This window comes from Streptomyces sp. NPDC002690 (assembly GCF_053592415.1).
Map to the genome: position 1 here is coordinate 27,742 of NZ_JBSFVR010000024.1, position 17,089 is coordinate 44,830.

At 72.0% G+C, this 17,089-nt stretch carries 14 protein-coding genes; 3 read left to right on the forward strand and 11 right to left on the reverse strand.

What is annotated here, in order from left to right; all coding sequences use genetic code 11:
- Positions 1-16 precede the first annotated feature (16 nt).
- Both ACWD3D_RS05915 and pdxR read right to left on the reverse strand, forming a co-directional pair.
- Positions 17-592 carry a hypothetical protein gene (locus ACWD3D_RS05915; RefSeq protein WP_451459686.1) on the reverse strand — a complete coding sequence of 192 codons (576 nt, stop codon included), beginning with the start codon at positions 590-592 and terminating at the stop codon, positions 17-19.
- A gap of 102 nt (positions 593-694) precedes the next feature.
- Positions 695-2,095, reverse strand: a complete 1,401-nt coding sequence (gene pdxR, locus ACWD3D_RS05920) for a MocR-like pyridoxine biosynthesis transcription factor PdxR (protein ID WP_451459687.1) — start codon at positions 2,093-2,095, stop codon at positions 695-697.
- 47 nt (positions 2,096-2,142) lie between these two features.
- On the opposite strand from pdxR, the gene ACWD3D_RS05925 reads away from it, so the two are divergent.
- Positions 2,143-2,649: a carboxymuconolactone decarboxylase family protein gene (locus tag ACWD3D_RS05925; protein ID WP_451459688.1), complete on the forward strand. Its 507-nt coding sequence runs from the start codon at positions 2,143-2,145 to the stop codon at positions 2,647-2,649.
- Positions 2,650-3,067: 418 nt separating this feature from the next.
- Entirely contained in the window at positions 3,068-4,840 is a 1,773-nt protein-coding gene (locus ACWD3D_RS05930; protein ID WP_451459689.1) for a M4 family metallopeptidase, read from the forward strand.
- 105 nt (positions 4,841-4,945) lie between these two features.
- On the opposite strand, the gene ACWD3D_RS05935 is transcribed toward ACWD3D_RS05930, so the two are convergent.
- The 6 genes from ACWD3D_RS05935 to ACWD3D_RS05960 all read right to left on the reverse strand — a co-directional run bounded on the left by ACWD3D_RS05935 (position 4,946) and on the right by ACWD3D_RS05960 (position 11,612).
- The gene (locus ACWD3D_RS05935) at positions 4,946-6,019 is read right to left on the reverse strand and encodes a serine/arginine repetitive matrix protein 2 (protein ID WP_451459690.1); all 1,074 of its coding nucleotides are present in this window, start codon (positions 6,017-6,019) and stop codon (positions 4,946-4,948) included.
- A 3-nt stretch (positions 6,020-6,022) separates the two neighbouring features.
- Positions 6,023-6,409 (reverse strand): hypothetical protein, encoded by a 387-nt coding sequence (locus ACWD3D_RS05940; protein WP_451459691.1) that lies wholly within the window; start codon positions 6,407-6,409, stop codon positions 6,023-6,025.
- Positions 6,410-6,428: 19 nt separating this feature from the next.
- Positions 6,429-8,321, reverse strand: coding sequence for a hypothetical protein (locus tag ACWD3D_RS05945; RefSeq protein WP_451459692.1), 1,893 nt, complete (start codon positions 8,319-8,321; stop codon positions 6,429-6,431).
- 232 nt (positions 8,322-8,553) lie between these two features.
- Positions 8,554-9,543, reverse strand: a complete 990-nt coding sequence (locus ACWD3D_RS05950; RefSeq protein WP_387365995.1) for a malate dehydrogenase — start codon at positions 9,541-9,543, stop codon at positions 8,554-8,556.
- A 547-nt stretch (positions 9,544-10,090) separates the two neighbouring features.
- The gene (locus ACWD3D_RS05955) at positions 10,091-10,639 is read right to left on the reverse strand and encodes a DUF3017 domain-containing protein (protein WP_451459693.1); all 549 of its coding nucleotides are present in this window, start codon (positions 10,637-10,639) and stop codon (positions 10,091-10,093) included.
- Positions 10,640-10,733: 94 nt separating this feature from the next.
- The gene (locus ACWD3D_RS05960) at positions 10,734-11,612 is read right to left on the reverse strand and encodes a bifunctional methylenetetrahydrofolate dehydrogenase/methenyltetrahydrofolate cyclohydrolase (protein WP_451459694.1); all 879 of its coding nucleotides are present in this window, start codon (positions 11,610-11,612) and stop codon (positions 10,734-10,736) included.
- A gap of 237 nt (positions 11,613-11,849) precedes the next feature.
- On the opposite strand from ACWD3D_RS05960, the gene ACWD3D_RS05965 reads away from it, so the two are divergent.
- A complete protein-coding gene (locus ACWD3D_RS05965; protein WP_451459695.1) occupies positions 11,850-12,455 on the forward strand; it encodes a proline-rich domain-containing protein in 606 nt (201 codons plus the stop codon).
- Between the two features lie 82 nt (positions 12,456-12,537).
- On the opposite strand, the gene ACWD3D_RS05970 is transcribed toward ACWD3D_RS05965, so the two are convergent.
- The 3 genes from ACWD3D_RS05970 to purN form a co-directional block, all read right to left on the reverse strand.
- Complete coding sequence (locus ACWD3D_RS05970; RefSeq protein ID WP_451459696.1) at positions 12,538-14,139, reverse strand: DUF2079 domain-containing protein; 1,602 nt, start codon at positions 14,137-14,139, stop codon at positions 12,538-12,540.
- Between the two features lie 293 nt (positions 14,140-14,432).
- On the reverse strand, positions 14,433-15,986 hold the full coding sequence (gene purH / locus ACWD3D_RS05975) for a bifunctional phosphoribosylaminoimidazolecarboxamide formyltransferase/IMP cyclohydrolase (protein ID WP_451459697.1): 1,554 nt from the start codon (positions 15,984-15,986) through the stop codon (positions 14,433-14,435).
- Positions 15,973-16,644 (reverse strand): phosphoribosylglycinamide formyltransferase, encoded by a 672-nt coding sequence (gene purN / locus ACWD3D_RS05980; RefSeq protein ID WP_451459698.1) that lies wholly within the window; start codon positions 16,642-16,644, stop codon positions 15,973-15,975. The genes purH and purN overlap by 14 nt, the downstream gene beginning before the upstream one ends.
- Between the last annotated feature and the right edge of the window lie 445 nt (positions 16,645-17,089).

Sequence of the window (17,089 nt, forward strand, 5' to 3'; positions counted from 1 at the left end):
CGCCGGCGGCCTCCCGTCACTCCCCGGCCGGCGCTCCGGGTCGCGCCATGGTCATCCCGAGGTCCTGGCGCATCCCCTCGCGCAGGACGACCAGGCGTTCCCACAGCTCCTCGATCTGCCCCTCCAGGGCTTCGGGACCGTCGCCCGGGTCCGTCGCGCCGGTGTCCAGCCGCACGACATGGCGATGGATCCTCTGCAGGGCGCCGTTGACCCGGCCGGCCAGGCCGTGGACCTCGTCGGAGGCGAGGATGTTCACCTCCGCGTGGTGGGCGACGTACGCCCTCCAGCTCTCGTGGAGCGTGTCACGGCGCGGACCGTCCACCGCGCCCGTCCGCCGCAGGTCGGCCGCGCAGGCCGCGAGGGCGTCCCGGACCGAGCGGGACGCGGCGTTGAACCGCACGTAGACGGCCTGCCGTTCGGCGAGGAGGCGGTCGTCCCGGGCGCGTGTCAGGTCCTCCTGCCGGTGGCGCTCGACACGCTCCTGCTCCCGCTGGTGGACCCGCTGCGCGTGGCGTTGCGCGAGCAGGACCGAGACCAGCGACACCGCGCCTCCGATCACCGCCGCCGCCAGTGTCAGCATCGCCGCACCCATCGCACCCCCCTGCGACCGCCGTCGCCGTCAAGGTAACGGATCCGCCCCCGGCGCGTCCGGCCTCGCGGCGGTTCACGTCAGGGCGGTACCGGCCCGTTCACGTCACGGCAGTACCCGGCACAGTGCGTCCAGGGTCCCCTTCCAGGCGCTGTCCGAGGGACTCCCGTAGCTGATGACCAGCGCGTCCCGCTCCCGTGCGGCGTCCGGGTGGCGGAAGTAGGAGAGACCCTCCAGGGCCAGTCCCTGGAACGCGGCGGCCGAGATCACCGGGCGTTCGGTGCCCTCGGGGAGTTCGAGTACCGCGTGCAGCCCGGCCGCGATACCGCTGATCCGGATGTCCGGGGCCCGTTCGGCCAGGGCGGCGACGAGTTGGTCGCGTCGGCGTCGGTAGCGCAGCCGCATCGCCCGCACATGGCGGTCGTACGCCCCCGAGGCGATGAGCTCCGCGAGGGCGAGCTGGTCGAGGGAGCCGGTCGTCCAATCGGAGAAGCCCTTGGCGTCGGCCAGTTCCGCCACCATGCCGGCGGGCGCCACCATCCAGCCCAACCGGATTCCCGGAGCGAGGGACTTGCTCACCGTGCCGATGTGGACGACCCGGTCGGGGTCGAGTCCCTGGAGGCTGCCGACCGGCTGGCGGTCGTAGCGGAACTCGCCGTCGTAGTCGTCCTCGACGATCAGCCCGCCCGTCGCGCGCGCCCAGTCGACGACCGCCGCCCGGCGGTCCGGATGCAGCGGCACCCCGGTGGGGAACTGGTGCGCGGGCGTCATGAGTACGGCGCCCACCTCGGGCCGGGCCTCCAGTTCGGTCACCACCGTGCCGAGTCGGTCGACCGGAAGGCAGGGCGTGCGCAGTCCGGCCCGCGCCAGGGCCGTTCGGTGGAAGTCGAGCCCGTACGCGTCGACGGCGACCGCGCGCACCCCGCGCCGCGCCAACACCTCGCCGACCAGGCGCAGTCCGTGGATGAATCCCGAGCAGACGACCACGCGTTCCGGGTCGGCGTACACCCCGCGGACCCGGCCGACGTACTCCGCGACGGCGGTGCGCAGTTCGGTGCGCCCGCGCGGATCGCCGTACCCGAAGGCCTCGTCGGGCGCTTCGGTGACCGCGCGGCGCGACGCGCGGAGCCAGGCCGCGCGGGGGAAGGAGGCCAGGTCCGGCTGGCCGGGCATCAGGCTGTACGTGGGCTGCCGTCGGGCCGGCAGGGGCCTGCGGGCCGCCGGGGTCCCGCCGCGCGGCGCCGACCTCCGTGCGACGCGGGTCCCGGAGCCCTGGCGGGCGGTGAGCCACCCCTCGGCGACCAGTTCCGCGTACGCGTCGGCCACCGTGTTCCGCGCGATGCCCAGGTCCGCGGCGAGTACCCGGGAGGACGGCAGCCTGCTGCCGGGTGTCAGCCTCCCCGTGCGCACGGCATCCCGCAGCGCCTCCATCAGCCCCTCGCGCAGGCCCCCGGCGCGCGGTTCGATGTGCAGGTCGGCGCCGAAAGTGGCCCAGGAATCCGTCATGGAAATGGACCATAGCCGGGCGCCACCCGAGCCGTAGCGTGGTGGGCATGACGACACAGAACCACACCCACGCCACGTCCGAGTTCACTCCCGAGCACACCCCGCGCCTCAACTGGGCGGAACTCGCCCCCGACGTCTACAAGGCCATGGTCCGGCTGGACGCGGCGGCCCGTAAGGGACTCGACCCGGTCATCGGCGAGCTGGTGAAGATCCGCTCCTCGCAGCTCAACCACTGCGCGTTCTGCCTGGACATGCACACCAAGGACGCCCTCGCGCAGGGCGAGACCGTCCAGCGGATCGTGCAGCTCAGCGCGTGGGAGGAGTCGAAGCACTTCTACACGGAGAAGGAGATCGCGGCGATCGAGCTGACCGAGGCGATCACCGTCGTGACCGACGGGTTCGTGCCGGACGAGGTCTGGGAGAAGGCCGCCAAGCACTTCGACGAGACCGAGCTGGCCCACCTGGTCGCCGCGATCAACGTGATCAACGGCTGGAACCGCTTCGCCGTGAGCACCCGCATGGTCCCGGGCCACTACACCCCGGGCGCGCACTGACCCACCCCGCGGTGCTCGCCGCACCGCACCCGTCCGGCTGCCGCACGCACCCGCCGGGCCGCCCGCCGGGCCGCCCACCGGGCGCCCCCGCGGGTGCGTGCGGGCCGCGGGTCCGGCCGGTCGGCGACACCCGTCCGCGTCCGACCGCCCGGGCCGCCTCCTCCTCCACCCGCTCCGGTCCGGGAGCAACCGCACTCGTTCACCCCCGAATTACCCGCGGATTCTCATCGATTTCCGCCGCCCACGCCCGACGGTGGCGAAGCGGAGAGCAATATCATCGCTTTCCGTCATCCGCGGTAAGTCCGTCCTTGGCCCGGGGCGCCCGCGTTCGCGAAAACCTCCGTGGCATGCTCTTGCCACACCTCGCCATTTCCGGTGGTGTGTGGACGAGTTGAGTCCCGGAAGGACGAACCCACAGATGCACTCCCCTCTCATATCCAGGCTCGCCATCGCCCTGACGCTCACCACAGTGGCCTCCGCCTCGATCACGGGCACCACCGCCACGGCCGCTCCCGCCCCGAGCGGCTCGCGCTTCCAGACACTTCCCGCTCCGACCGCGATCGCGGGCGCCGCACGTACCGCGGCCTTCGCGCACGCCGCGAGTACGGGGCTCACCGGGCTGAGCGGACTGGTCGCCACGGACGTCATGACCGACCGGAGCGGCTCGCAGCACGTGCGCTTCTCGCAGACCTTCCGGGGCATTCCCGTCGTGGGTGCCGACATCGTTGTCCACCTCAGCAGGACCTCCGGGTACCTCGGGGTGACCCGCGCCGCCGACAAGCCGGTCTCGGTGCCCACGGTGGCGGCGAAGGTCACCACGCAGCAGGCCCGCACCAAGGCGGCCTCGGTGGTGCCGAAGGGTGCCGCCGCGACTCCCCGGCTGGTCGTGCGCTTCCACCAGGGCGCGAGCATCCTCGCCTACCAGGTGGGGGTGTCCGTGAGCGGGAACGCGGTGGCCTCCCACTCGGTACTGCTCGACGCGGTGACCGGCAAGGTGGTGAGCGACGCGGCCACCCTGGACGGGTTCATCTCGCCGAAGCTGGAGAGCAGGCTCAAGTCCCTGGGTGAGCACGCCACACCCTTCACGACCACGCACACGCTCGCGCCCGTGGCCGGCCGCGTCGCCGGCGCCTACCCGGTCTCGGCGGTGGGCACGGGCGCGTCGATGTACGACGGCACGGTGACCCTGAACACCACGCGGACCGCCGCGTCCTCGTACAACCTCACCGACACCACCCGCGGCAGCGCCCAGGTCAAGAACGCCAAGAACCAGTCCCTGTCGGAGGCGAGCGTCTTCACCGGCTCCGCCGCCATGACCGACTCGGACAACAAGTGGGGCAACGGCACCACGTCCGACACCAACACCGCCGGTGTGGACGCCCAGTACGGGCTGGCCTCGACCTTCGACTTCTACAAGAACACCTTCGGCCGCACCGGCACCAAGGGCGACGGCGTCGGCCCGCACGGCGTCGTCCACTACGCGCGTGGTTACGGCAACGCCGGTTGGAGCGACGGCTGCTGGTGCATGGTCTACGGGGACGGCGACGGCTACACCTTCACCAGGCCGCTGACCCAGCTGGACGTCACCGGGCACGAGCTCACACACGGCGTGGTGGCGTCCACGGCCGGTCTGGAGACCGACTACGACTCGGCCGGCAACCAGATCGGCGAGCCGGGTTCGCTCAACGAGTCGCTGGCCGACATCTTCGGCACCGCCGTCGAGTTCACCACCAACAACCCCGCGCACGCCCCCAACTACCTGATGGGCGAGCAGCTGGGCCTCAGCCAGGGATTCCTGCGGAGGCTCGACCACCCGTCGCTGGACAAGCTGGAGGGCGCGGTCGACTACTGGAGCACGAAGGCTCCCACCACGGAGGTGCACGCGGGCTCGGGCGTCTCCTCCCACGCCTTCTACCTGCTGGCGGAGGGCAGCGGGTCCAAGACCATCGGCGGCGTCCCGTACAGCTCGGCGACGTACGACGGGTCGACCGTGGCCGGTATCGGCCGCACCAAGGCGGTGGCGATCTTCTACCAGGCGCTGACCCGGTACATGGTCTCCAGCACCGACTTCCACGACGCCCGCACGGCGACGCTCCAGGCCGCGGCGGACCTGTACGGGTCGGCCGGCACGGAGTACGCCACCGTGAACAAGGCATGGGCCGCGGTGAACGTCACCGCGGCCAACGGCTGACGACGACCGGCCCGCCCGGCGGCCGGCCTCCGGCCGGGCGGCCCGGACCCGCCGCCGAGGTCCCACCATTCCTGGCGAACGGCGGGGTCCTCGGCGTCCGGTCGTTCAGCGGGCCGCTCCCCGCGGGTCGAAGCCGGCGACCGCCTCGTCGAGGATCTCCTGGTGGAGCGGCCACGCCGTGTCGGGTGCGGCGACCAGCAGGGCGTACAGCTTCCCGTCCGAGGCGGTGAACACCCGGTCGACCACCTGGCGGCGGGTGCCGGTGGCCTCGTGGTCGTACGCGTAGACCAGCTCGGCGGCGTCGCCGCCGTCCGGGGAGTCCACCGCCCCGACGCTGATCTCCTGGAATCCGGGGCTGCCGCTGCGGCTCCCGGAAGCGGCGTGCACCGCGTCCAGGGCGCTGGTGAACCCGGTGACCTGCCAGATCTGGAGCAGCGAGGTGCCGTCGTCGGAGGTGTAGTAGACGCCGTGGTCGTCCTCGGTGCGGTGCTGCCACTCCTCGGGCACGAAGACGGTGAAGCCGCTCTGGTCCGAGACGGTCGCGTACCCGGGTTCGGGCATCACCGCGGTGGCGGTCCCCTCGTCCGCGGGGGCCGGGCCCTCGCCGGTCGGCTCGGCGGCGGGCTCCTCGCCGGCCCCCTCCCCGCCGGCCGCGTCCACCGGGAAGGCGGACTCGGAGACCGACTCGGAGACCGACGCACCCCGGCCCGCCGCGTGCTGGTCGTCGTCCCTGGCGAGGGTGAACCAGAGGGCGGCCGTGCACGCGGCGAGCACGCCGACCGTGAGCCCGGCGGTCAGCGGGGTGAACCGCTGCCACACGGTGCCGACGTCTTCCTCCCGTACGCCGTCCCCGGGCTCGATCTCGCCGACGAACCCACCGACGGTTCCGCCGCCCGCCCCGCCGACGGGTCCGCCGCCCGCCCCGGCTGCGGAGCCGGACGCGAACCCGCCCCTCCCGTCGGGGCCGTAGACGTATCCGCCGGGCGAGCCGTCCACCGGCGACGCCGGGTACGGTCCGGGCAGGTCCGCCGGTGGGGCCGCCGGGACCACCGGCAGGACCACCGGCAGGACCACCGGCGGGGAAAGAGGCAGCGGTGGCAGTGCTGCGGGCGGGGCCTGCTCCCCCGTCTCCCACCTCTGTGTCTCGTCGTTCCAGCGCGGTGCGCCGCCGCCCTCCATCGGTCAGCCTCCCAGCAGGGCCGAGAGCTCATGGCCGACCGCGACACCCGAAGCCAGGGTGGCGACGAAGGCTCCGGCCGCCTCCATGGCCTCCCGGACGCGGACGAGCCGGCCGGGCACGGCAGCACCCTCGGTCTCGATCTCCTCTTCCACGGCGGCGAGTTCGCGGTCGAGTGCCCCCGTGGCGACGGTCTCGACGAAGCGGGCGAGGTCGGCGCGCAACTCCTTGACCGTACGCAGCAATTCCGCCTGGTCCTCGGCGACCGGCGCACTGTTCTGGTTCTGTGTCACGGTGTTGTGGTCGCCGATGGCGAACGCGCTGCCCGTCACGGAACCGATGCGCACACCGGCCGGCGGCCTCTGCTGCCCGTCCGTGCTTCCCATGGTCATCTCCCTCCGGTGGAGCGGGTCACTTCTTCGGGCCCTCGGCGGCGAGCGGCGAGGACGGTCGGGGGGACGGCACCGGCGTGCCGACGTCGCGGTCCGGTCCCGACCGGGGCGCACCGCCCGCCTTGGAGTCCGGCGCCGCATCCGGGGCGTCCCGTCGCTCCGCGCGCGTCCGGTTGGTGGTGACGGTGTTGTGATCGCCGACGCCGATGGCGCTGTCGACCGCGGACTCGATGAAGACGCCGCCCGCCCCCACTTGGATGATCTTCTGCTCGAACTCGTCGGTCTGCCAGCCGGCTTCGCGCAGCGCCAGCCGTACCCCACTGGTCACCCGGTCCTCGATGCTCTTGAGGTAGCGGTCGACGTCCATCTCCTGGAAGAGCGCGGCCCCGGTGTCCGAGGCGAGCTGCCGGACCGAGAGTCCGGGCCCCTCGGGGAGCGCTCCGCCGAAGCCCTCGGTGAGCTGGCGCCGGACGCCGACAGCTGTCTTGAAGAGCGTCGTCAGGGAGGCCACCAGGGAGTCGGGCACTCGGGTGGCCGCCCAGTACGCCTTTCCGAACCAACTGTTGTTGCGGTGCTGGTGTGCGATCTGGTCCGCGTCCCGGAAGTACGGCAGCAGCGGCGTCAGTATGTGCGGGGCGACCTCCAGCATCAGCATCCCGCCCTGGGTGTGGACCCGGACGAAGACGGTGACGACGACCTCTTCGCCCCAGCCTCCGACCCTGATCCGCAGGAAGTGGCGACGGCCTTCGCCGCCCTCCTCCAAGGCGGCCCGCCGGTGCGTCTCGAACCCCTCGGGCCCGTACGGGGCGTCCTGGCGCCTCAGCAGCCCTCGCACCGGGAGGAAGACGCACTCGTCGACCTGGAGTTCGCGCAGCCGGTCGCGCACGGCCTCGGCGGCCTGCGGCGAACCGTGCGGGGACGGCACCCGCAGCCCTTCGAGCAGCGGCACGATCCGGCGGAGGATGGCAGCGTTGTCGAGAGGTTCGGCCTCGGTGTCCGTACGCGAGCGGAGCTCGACGGAGAGGTTCCACGCACGGCGGGTGTCGCCGCTCCCACAGAACGGATCGGCCTCGTTGTACATGATCAGCGGGGAGTGCTGCTCGACCCGGATGCGGTCGCGGAGCCGGCGGAACCGGCCGCCCGCGGACCGCTCGGCCGGGTCGGCGGAGAGGTCGGCGAAGTGCTGCGGAGAGAGATGCGTGCCCATCGCCCGGGCCCACCGGTCGCGTTGGACGACGAGGAGGGCGGCGATCCCGGCGAAGGCCAGCAGGCAGAGCCACGGCAGCGAGGTGGGCATGCCCTCCAGGAGTCCGGAGAGGAGGCCGGGCCCCAGGACGAACACGCCGAGGAGGCTGTCGGAGAAGCCGTCGTCCGACCCGTACGAGCCACTGGAGTCGTAGGAGTAGGAGGAGTCTCCGTCGTCGAACCAGTCGACGGTCCCGCCGAAGAGGGCGCCGCCGACGACCACCAGGAACGCGACGAGGAAGAAGCGTCCGTACCAGCGCATCAACAGGGCCGGGAAGACCCGGTAGAAGGGTGGCTCGGCGGAGGTTCCCCGTACGGCACGGGCGAGACCGATGTAGACGGCCGCCATGGCCGGCAGGAGGAAGACGCCGCGGGTGACGTAGACCGCCAGCACCCAGCACGCCAGGACGCCCGCCGCCCACTGGAGCCGGGTCCTCCGCGCCCACAGGGCGTGCGCCAGGACACGGGTCGCGTCGAAGCCCGCGGACGGGGCGACGATGCGGTTCTCCTGGACGTAGAGGTGGTCGATCACCGCGTCGCGGAAGCTCTCGTCGTGGTGGACCCCGGCGCAGAGCAGCCGACAGGCTTCGCTGCCCGACGGATGCACCGGCGGTCTCGCGCGCGGCTCGTCCCCGCCGCGGGGCTCCTGCGACGGCACGGAGGTCACGGACACCGGCACCCTTTCGATGGGCGACCCGGCTCGTTCGCACGGGGTCGCACGGGAAAGGACGCCAATGTAGCGGCAGTTGCGCGACGGCGCGAGGTGATTGCCCGTCAGATCCCGCCGCCCGCACGCCGCCTCGCTCACCGGGGCCGCCCTCCGCGCACACCGGAGCGCCCGCACGGCCGATGCCGTACGGGCGCTCCGGAAGCCGGTGGGGGCCGGTGGCCCCTCGGGCTCAGATCAGGCCGAGCTCGCGGACCGCGTCGCGCTCCTCGACGAGCTCCGCGACCGACGCGTCGATGCGCGCGCGGGAGAACTCGTTGATGTCCAGGCCCTGGACGATCTCGTACGAGCCGTTCGCCGTGGTGACCGGGAAGGACGAGATGATGCCCTCGGGGACGCCGTAGGAGCCGTCCGACGGGATGCCCATCGAGGTCCAGTTGCCCTCGGCGGTGCCGTTGACCCAGGTGTACACGTGGTCGATGGCGGCGTTGGCGGCCGAGGCGGCGGAAGACGCGCCACGGGCCTCGATGATCGCCGCGCCGCGCTTGGCGACGGTCGGGATGAAGGTGTCGGCGAGCCACACCTCGTCGTTGACGACCTCGGCGGCGTTCTTGCCGGCGATCTCCGCGTGGAAGATGTCCGGGTACTGGGTGGCCGAGTGGTTGCCCCAGATCGTCAGCTTCTTGATGTCGGAGACGGCGGCACCGGTCTTGGCGGCCAGCTGCGAGATCGCGCGGTTGTGGTCGAGGCGGGTCATCGCGGTGAAGCGCTCGGCCGGGACGTCCGGCGCGGCGGCCTGCGCGATGAGCGCGTTGGTGTTGGCCGGGTTGCCGACGACGAGGACCTTGATGTCGTCCGCGGCGTTGTCGTTGATGGCCTTGCCCTGGGGCTTGAAGATGCCACCGTTGGCGGAGAGCAGGTCGCCGCGCTCCATGCCCTTGGTGCGCGGGCGGGCGCCGACGAGCAGCGCGACGTTGGCGCCGTTGAACGCGGCGTTGGCGTCGTCCGTGATCTCGATGCCGCGCAGCAGCGGGAACGCGCAGTCGTCGAGCTCCATCGCGGTGCCCTCGGCGGCCTTGAGACCCTGCGGGATCTCCAGGAGACGCAGGTTGACCGGCACGTCCGGGCCGAGCAGGTGGCCGGAGGCGATGCGGAAGAGCAGCGCGTAGCCGATCTGGCCGGCCGCGCCGGTCACGGTGACATTCACGGGAGTGCGGGTCATGGCGATCTCCGTTAGACAGCTGGCGGTGGGGGCTCATGGCCCCTGGAGCTGGACATCTCCTGAATCTTGATGTGAAGAGATATCCGTCGGTCAGGCTATCCGACCCGGGCCGCGCGGACCGCCCGCCCCCCTGTGTCACGGCCCACAGACAGTCCGTACCGGCACCGGGAGCGGCTCGGTCCGTGCGGGGAAGGAGTGGGGTCGACCAGGGAAGGAGTGGGCCCGACCGGAGAGGAAGTGGCCGCGACGGCCCCGTGCGCGGTGGTCACGAGGCGGTCGCACAGCGGTCACACGGTGCCGGAATGGTCACTTCCGTGCCACAGGGGCCGCCCGTTCCTTGCCCCGTCTGGTCGTGTCCATGACTCTTGGAGCGGGTCGCGGACGGCGCTCGCGTCGCCGCCCGCCGGGGCCGCACCGCCCCGCCCGTCCCAGGTGTCCGTCCCTGTCGGGGGAAGGGACGGACACCGCCGGGGCCGCGCGTGCGAACGGCCCTCAGGCCGTCCGTCCGCCGCCGGAACCGGAGCGGACCGCGGGACGGACACCGCCCTCAGCGGATCGTGAAGTGGACCGCGTCCTCCAGGACCGGGACGTCCAGCCACGGCTTCGGCTGCGCCATCAGCGCGAGCAGCACGATCAGCGTGCCCATCACCCCGTACGTGACCAGGTCGGTGAACCGGGACCGTACCGCCAGCATGCCGACGGAGGGGACCACCCAGCGCAGCACGGCCCCGACCAGCAGGGCCACCCCGATCAGCAGGGAGCCGATCCGGAACGCCTCGGCGAACGGGTCGGTGGCCACGATCAGCAGCCCCAGGGCCGCCGTCACGAGCACCGTGAGCAGCGGCCACTGGCGGGCCGGAGCGGGGGCGTCGCCCGACGCGGCCCGCCCGCCACCCTCGGGGCGGGCGGTGTCGCGGGTCAGCGAGAACCGCCAGGACCGCTGGGGCGCCGACGAGGACGCGTCCTGAGGTGCCGCGGCCTCATCGGGTCCGGCGGCGGTTCCCCCGGCTTCTCCCGTTTTCCCGGCGTGGTCCGCGTCGCCCGGGTCCCGCGCTTCGCGGCGGGCGGGGTCTGCCGGGCTCGTGGCAGCAGCCATCGGGTTCCTTCCGGGTCTGCGTGGACGAAAGTCGCGATCGGCCGGGCGGCCGGACTCATGATCGCGGGGGTCGGACGCGTCGGACGCGTCGGGGTCAGCCGGCTGCCGGGGCGTCGGCCTCGGCGGCGGCGCGCTCGGCGGCCTCGACGACGTTCACCAGCAGTTGCGCGCGGGTCATCGGGCCGACTCCGCCCGGGTTCGGCGAGATCCAGGCGGCGACCTCGGCCACGCCCGGGTGCACGTCTCCGACGATCTTGCCGTTCTCGTCGCGGCTCACGCCGACGTCCAGCACGGCGGCGCCCGGCTTCACGTCCTCGGGCTTGATGATGTGGGCCACCCCGGCGGCGGCGACGATGATGTCGGCCTCCTTGAGGTGGGCGGAGAGGTCACGGGTGCCGGTGTGGCACTGGGTGACCGTGGCGTTCTCGGACCTGCGGGTCAGCAGCAGCGGCATCGGGCGGCCGATCGTGACACCGCGGCCGACGACCACGACGTGCTTCCCGCTGATCTCCACGCCGTGGTGGCGGAGCAGCTGGACGACGCCCTGCGGGGTGCAGGGCAGCGGGCCGGCCTCGCCCAGGACGAGACGGCCGAGGTTCATGGGGTGCAGCCCGTCGGCGTCCTTGGCCGGGTCCATCAGCTCCAGCACGCGGTTGGTGTCGATGCCCTTGGGGAGCGGGAGCTGCACGATGTATCCGGTGCAGTCGGGGTTGGAGTTGAGCTCGCGGACGACGTCCTCGATCTCCTCCTGGGTGGCGGTGTCGGGGAGTTCGCGCTGGATCGAGCCGATGCCGACCTGTGCGCAGTCGCGGTGCTTGCCGTTGACGTACCACCGGCTGCCCGGGTCGTCCCCGACGAGCAGGGTGCCGAGGCCGGGCGTGACGCCGCGCTCCTTGAGGGCCGCCACGCGGACGGTCAGTTCGGACTTGATCGCGGCTGCGGTGGCCTTGCCATCGAGAATCTGGGCAGTCATGCCCCCATCCTCGCGGATGAACCCACCTGCGTACCAATTCGGGTCCGACGGGCGGACGCGAAGGGTTGCACTTGCACAACTCCTACGCCAATCGGGTGGACAGGAACCGGCCACCCGGACGACGATGAGGGGCGCAGTAATGCGGACCGTGCCGGGGGGACGAACCGTTCATTTGCGCAGCAATTCCTCCGCGCGGGCCGTACCGTCCCCGCACCATCGCAACGGAGGAAACTCGCCATGAGCTTCGGCGACCCCAACAACCCCTACGGCCAGCCGCAGCCGGGCGCTCAGCAGCCCGGCGGCCAGCAGCCCGGTTACGGCTACCCCCAGGCGCCGCAGGGTGTACCGCAGCAGGGCTACGGCTACCCCCCGGCGCCGTACGGCCAGGGCGGGTTCCCGGCCGGTCCGCCCGAGATGCCGGGTGGGGTGAAGGCGGCCCGCGTGATGCTCTTCGTGATGGGCGGCCTCAGCGTCATCGGCGCCATCCTCTTCGCGATCACCGCGGCGGCCGTCGGCGCCGCGAAGAACGACGCCTCTCTCCAGGAGGACGTGCAGTTCCAGCAGCTCGCCGACTACTCGGGCGGCGTGCTGTGGGCGATCACCGTCTTCGCATTGGTGTGGGCGGTGTTCGCCATCGTCCTCGGGGCGAAGTTCGGCAAGGGGGGCAGCGGCCTGCGCGTCACGGCCATCGTCTTCGGTGTGGTGACGGCGATCCTCGGCATCTACCCGTTCATCGGGGTCGGCCTCGTCTACACGGTGCTCGCCATCCTCGTCGTCGTCTTCGCCGCCAACGGCGACGGCAGCGCCTGGTTCAACCGGCACAAGCAGCCGCAGCTCTACTGACGCCCCGGCAGGACCGCCGAAGCGCGAAGGCCGTGACCCGCCGTCCGCGGGGCACGGCCTTCGCGCGTGTCCGGGCCGCAGGTCAGCCCGCCGCCGGAATCCGCTCCACCACGACGATGCTGCCGGTGCGGAGCTTGAGCCGGTACGCCGCCTCCGGATGCAGCTGCGTCGCGTAGACAGCCGGGTCCTGGATCGAGCGGGCCCAGCCTGCGTCCAGGTTGAAGGCGACGATGTCCGGGGCCGTACCGGGTGCGCCGCCGATCCAGTAGACGGTCCGGTCGGCGGTGAGGTGCGCCATCAGCGCGATGTCGGTCTCGACGCGGGCACCCACCGGGATCGCCGCCATCGCCTCGCGCGCCGCGTGCGTCCCCGCGTCGGCACGGTAGGTCTCCGGGCGCAGCAGTTCGCGCAGCGGCAGGTGCTGCGTCATCGCGAAGGCGATGCCCACGGTCACCGGGACGACGACGTTCCCGAAGGAGACGAGCCAGGGCCTCGGTGACGTACGGCTGCGGCGGACGCCGTCCGCCATGGCGAGGAAGACCACCGGCATGAGGACGGCGCTGTAGTGCCAGACCATGCCCCAGTGGTTCGGGTCCTGGGAGAGCAGCCGCCAGCCGAGCGTGGGCAGGACGAGCAGCACCAGCGGTGAACGCAGCGCCATGAAGGCGGTGATGCCGAAGAGGAAGACCAGCATCTCGATCTTGACGGACGAGTCGAACGCCCCGAGCACCACGTCGAGGGTGGAGACGTGCTGCTGACCGTCGGTGTCGATCTTCTTCCAGTAGTCGTAACCGCCCGCGTTGCTGGCCGCCGGTATGAGGACGAAGACGGTGAGCACGAAGGCGCAGACACCGGTGACGGCGAGCAGCGTGCCCTGGAACCGCTGTCCGAGGACGAAGAGGACCAGCCCTACGGCGGCCACGGTGATACCGAGGTCCTCTTTGACGAGGACCAGCGGCAGGGCCCAGAGGACGGCGACGGTCCAGCGCTCGGTGAGCAGCGCCCGGCAGACCAGGGCGATCAGCGGGACCGCGAGGGCGATCTCGTGGAAGTCGGACTTCACCGCCTCCTGGAGCCCCCAGGAGAGGCCGTACGCGACCATCACCCAGGGTCCGTAGCGCCCGCCGAGGACCTGCTGGACGGTACGTCCCACGATGGCGGCGGAGAGCGCGAACAGGGCGGCCTGCGCGAACAGCAGGGCGACGGCGGAGGGCCAGATCCAGTAGAGCGGGACGAGCAGCGCCACCGCCGGGGAGAAGTGGTCACCGAGGATCAGGTAGCCGGGGCCCTTGATGTCGACGACCGGCGCGTGGAACCCGGCGTACGCCCGGACCTCCTGCTCGAAGATGCCGAGGTCCCAGGAGGGCGAGTCGAAGCGGGCGTACTGGAGGTAGGCGTAGAGGAAGTACAGGGCGCAGAGGACCGCACCAATGATCAGGTAGGGGCGCAGCGGGACGCGGCCCGGCCGCTCCGCGGGTTCCGGTGCGTCGGGTGACAGCGCTTCGGGTGACGGTGCTTCGGGGCCCGGCGCGTCCGAAGCGGGGGCGTCGAGGGCTCCTGGCCGCGGGTCGTCGTCCCGGTGGTCGCCGGGGTCCGTGTCGCGCGTCTGCTGAGCCGGGACGGACCAGCCGCTTCCGGTCCGGCGCCGCTCGTCGCCACCCGGGCCGGGTGCCGCTTTCCCCATCCGCAATGAATTCACCCACCGGTTCGCATCGAGTCGTGCCACGCCGATCGGAGGGTCTCGCGGATCGGGCGGCCACGCGGATCGCGGGGCCTCGCACACCCCTTCGGACAAGCGATCCATTAGAACAGAGAGCCGGGACTCCGGGGAGCCCTCGGTTCCGTCCCGTTCACCGACGGCCGCGGGCCGGTACGCGGACGGCCCGCCGGGAAGTCCCGGCGGGCCGCACGGCCGTCACGCCTCGACGGCGGGGTTCCTGACCGCGTCAGGGCGCGGAACACGCCCTCGCACGCGGCTCAGTGGAAGAAGTGGCGCGTACCCGTGAAGTACATGGTCACGCCGGCCTTCTTCGCGGCCTCGACCACCAGCTCGTCGCGGACCGAACCGCCCGGCTGGGCCACGGCCTTGATCCCGGCGGCGGTCAGGATCTCCAGGCCGTCGGGGAAGGGGAAGAAGGCGTCGGAGGCGGCGTACGAGCCCTGGGCCCGCTCGGCGCCCGCGCGCTCGACGGCGAGCTTGGCGGAGTCGACGCGGTTGACCTGGCCCATGCCGACGCCGACCGAGGCACCGTCCTTGGCGAGCAGGATCGCGTTGGACTTGACCGCGCGGCTCGCCTTCCACGCGAAGGCGAGGTCCTTCAGTTCGTCGGCGGAGAGCGCCTCACCCGTGGCGAGGGTCCAGTTGGCCGGGTCGTCGCCGTCGGCCTGGAGACGGTCGGTGACCTGGAGCAGCGCGCCGCCGTCGATCGGCTTGACCTCGACCGGGGCGGTCGGGGCGCCCTCGCAGCGCAGCACGCGGATGTTCTTCTTGCGGGCGAGGACCTCGACCGCGCCGTCCTCGTACGCCGGGGCGACGATGACCTCGGTGAAGATGTCGGCGACCTGCTCGGCCATCTCGACGGTCACCGGGCGGTTGACGGCGATGACGCCGCCGAACGCGGAGAGCGGGTCGCAGGCGTGCGCCTTGCGGTGCGCCTCGGCCACGTCGTCGGCGATGGCGATGCCGCACGGGTTGGCGTGCTTGATGATCGCGACGCACGGCTCGGCGTGGTCGTACGCGGCCCGGCGCGCGGCGTCGGTGTCCGTGTAGTTGTTGTAGGACATCTCCTTGCCGTGCAGCTGCTCGGCCTCGGCGAGGCCGCCGCCGCCGGACGTGTAGAGGGCCGCGGGCTGGTGCGGGTTCTCGCCGTAGCGCAGGACGTTGGAGCGCTCGTACGTGGCACCGAAGAAGTCGGGGAAGCCGGAGTCGTCCGCGGCGGCGTAGTCGGCGGCGAACCAGGAGGCCACGGCCACGTCGTAGGCGGCGGTGTGCTGGAAGGCCTCGGCGGCGAGCCGCTTGCGGGCGGTCAGGTCGAAGCCGCCGGCCTGGACCGCGGCGAGGACGTCGGCGTACCGCTCGGGGCTGGTGACGACGGCCACGGACGGGTGGTTCTTGGCCGCGGCACGGACCATGGACGGGCCGCCGATGTCGATCTGCTCGACGCACTCGTCGTCGGAGGCGCCGGAGGCGACGGTCTCCTTGAACGGGTACAGGTTGACGACCACCAGGTCGAAGGGCTCCACGCCCAGCTCGGCGAGCTGCTCGCGGTGGGCGTCCAGACGCAGGTCGGCGAGGATGCCGGCGTGCACGCGCGGGTGGAGCGTCTTCACGCGGCCGTCGAGGCACTCGGGGAAGCCGGTGAGCTCCTCGACCTTGGTGACGGGGACACCGGCGGCGGCGATCTTTCCGGCGGTGGAGCCGGTCGAGACGAGCTCGACGCCGGCCTCGTGCAGACCGCGGGCGAGGTCTTCCAGCCCCGTCTTGTCGTAAACACTGACCAGGGCGCGGCGGATGGGCTTATTCACCGACATGACCGAGATGAACCTTTCGTCCCTCAATGCGATGACCGTCACGGGCGATCCGCCCCACGGCCTCGACGAGCAGCTTGCGCTCGACTTCCTTGATGCGTTCGTGGAGAGCGGCTTCGCCCTCCGGGGTGTCCTCTTCGGTCACCTCGACCACGCCCTGCGCGATGATCGGACCGGTGTCGACGCCGTCGTCGACGAAGTGGACGGTGCACCCCGTGACCTTCACGCCGTACGCGAGTGCGTCACGCACTCCGTGGGCGCCGGGGAAGCTGGGGAGCAGGGCGGGGTGGGTGTTGACGAACCGGCCGCCGAACGCGGCCAGGAACTCCTTGCCCACGATCTTCATGAAACCGGCCGAGACGACGAGGTCCGGCCGGTGCGCCGCGGTGGCGGCGGCCAGCGCGGCGTCCCACTCCTCGCGGGTGGCGTGGTCCTTCACCTTGCAGACGAAGGTGGGGATACCGGCACGCTCGGCCCGCTCCAGGCCGACGATGCCCTCGCGGTCGGCACCGACCGCGACGATCCGGGCGCCGTACCCCTGGGGGTCGGCGTCGATGGCGTCGAGCAGGGCCTGGAGGTTGGTACCGGAACCGGAGACCAGCACGACCAGACGGGCCGGATCGGCGGGACGAGCCGGATCGGCTGAGGTGGGCGAGGCCACGGCTGGGCCCTTTCTCGCGTGGTGACGCGCCTGCGATGTGCCGGCGGAACTCTGGGACTGACGAACTCTTCGTACGGTCTCTTTGTACGGTCCTACGAACGATGATCACCCTCGGGTACGGGGGACCCTACGAACGGACCGACCGTCGGCAACGATACCGGCACACCCTGCGGCCCCCACGGGACGGGGGCGTGGGCGGGAGGTAGCGTCAGGGGACGCGAACCGTCCGACGGGCGGAAACGACGAGATGGGGAAGACGTTCACCACATGCCGGACCGACGCCGCCGCACCGACTCCCGCCCTTTCCAGCCTTCGCGCCTTTCGCGCCGCCCGCGCCTCTCACCGCTGACCGGGGGCGGACGAGCGGACGAGCGGACGAGCTGACGAGCGCACGAGCTGACGAGCGCACGAGCTGACGAGCGCTTGGGCGGATGAGCGGACGAGC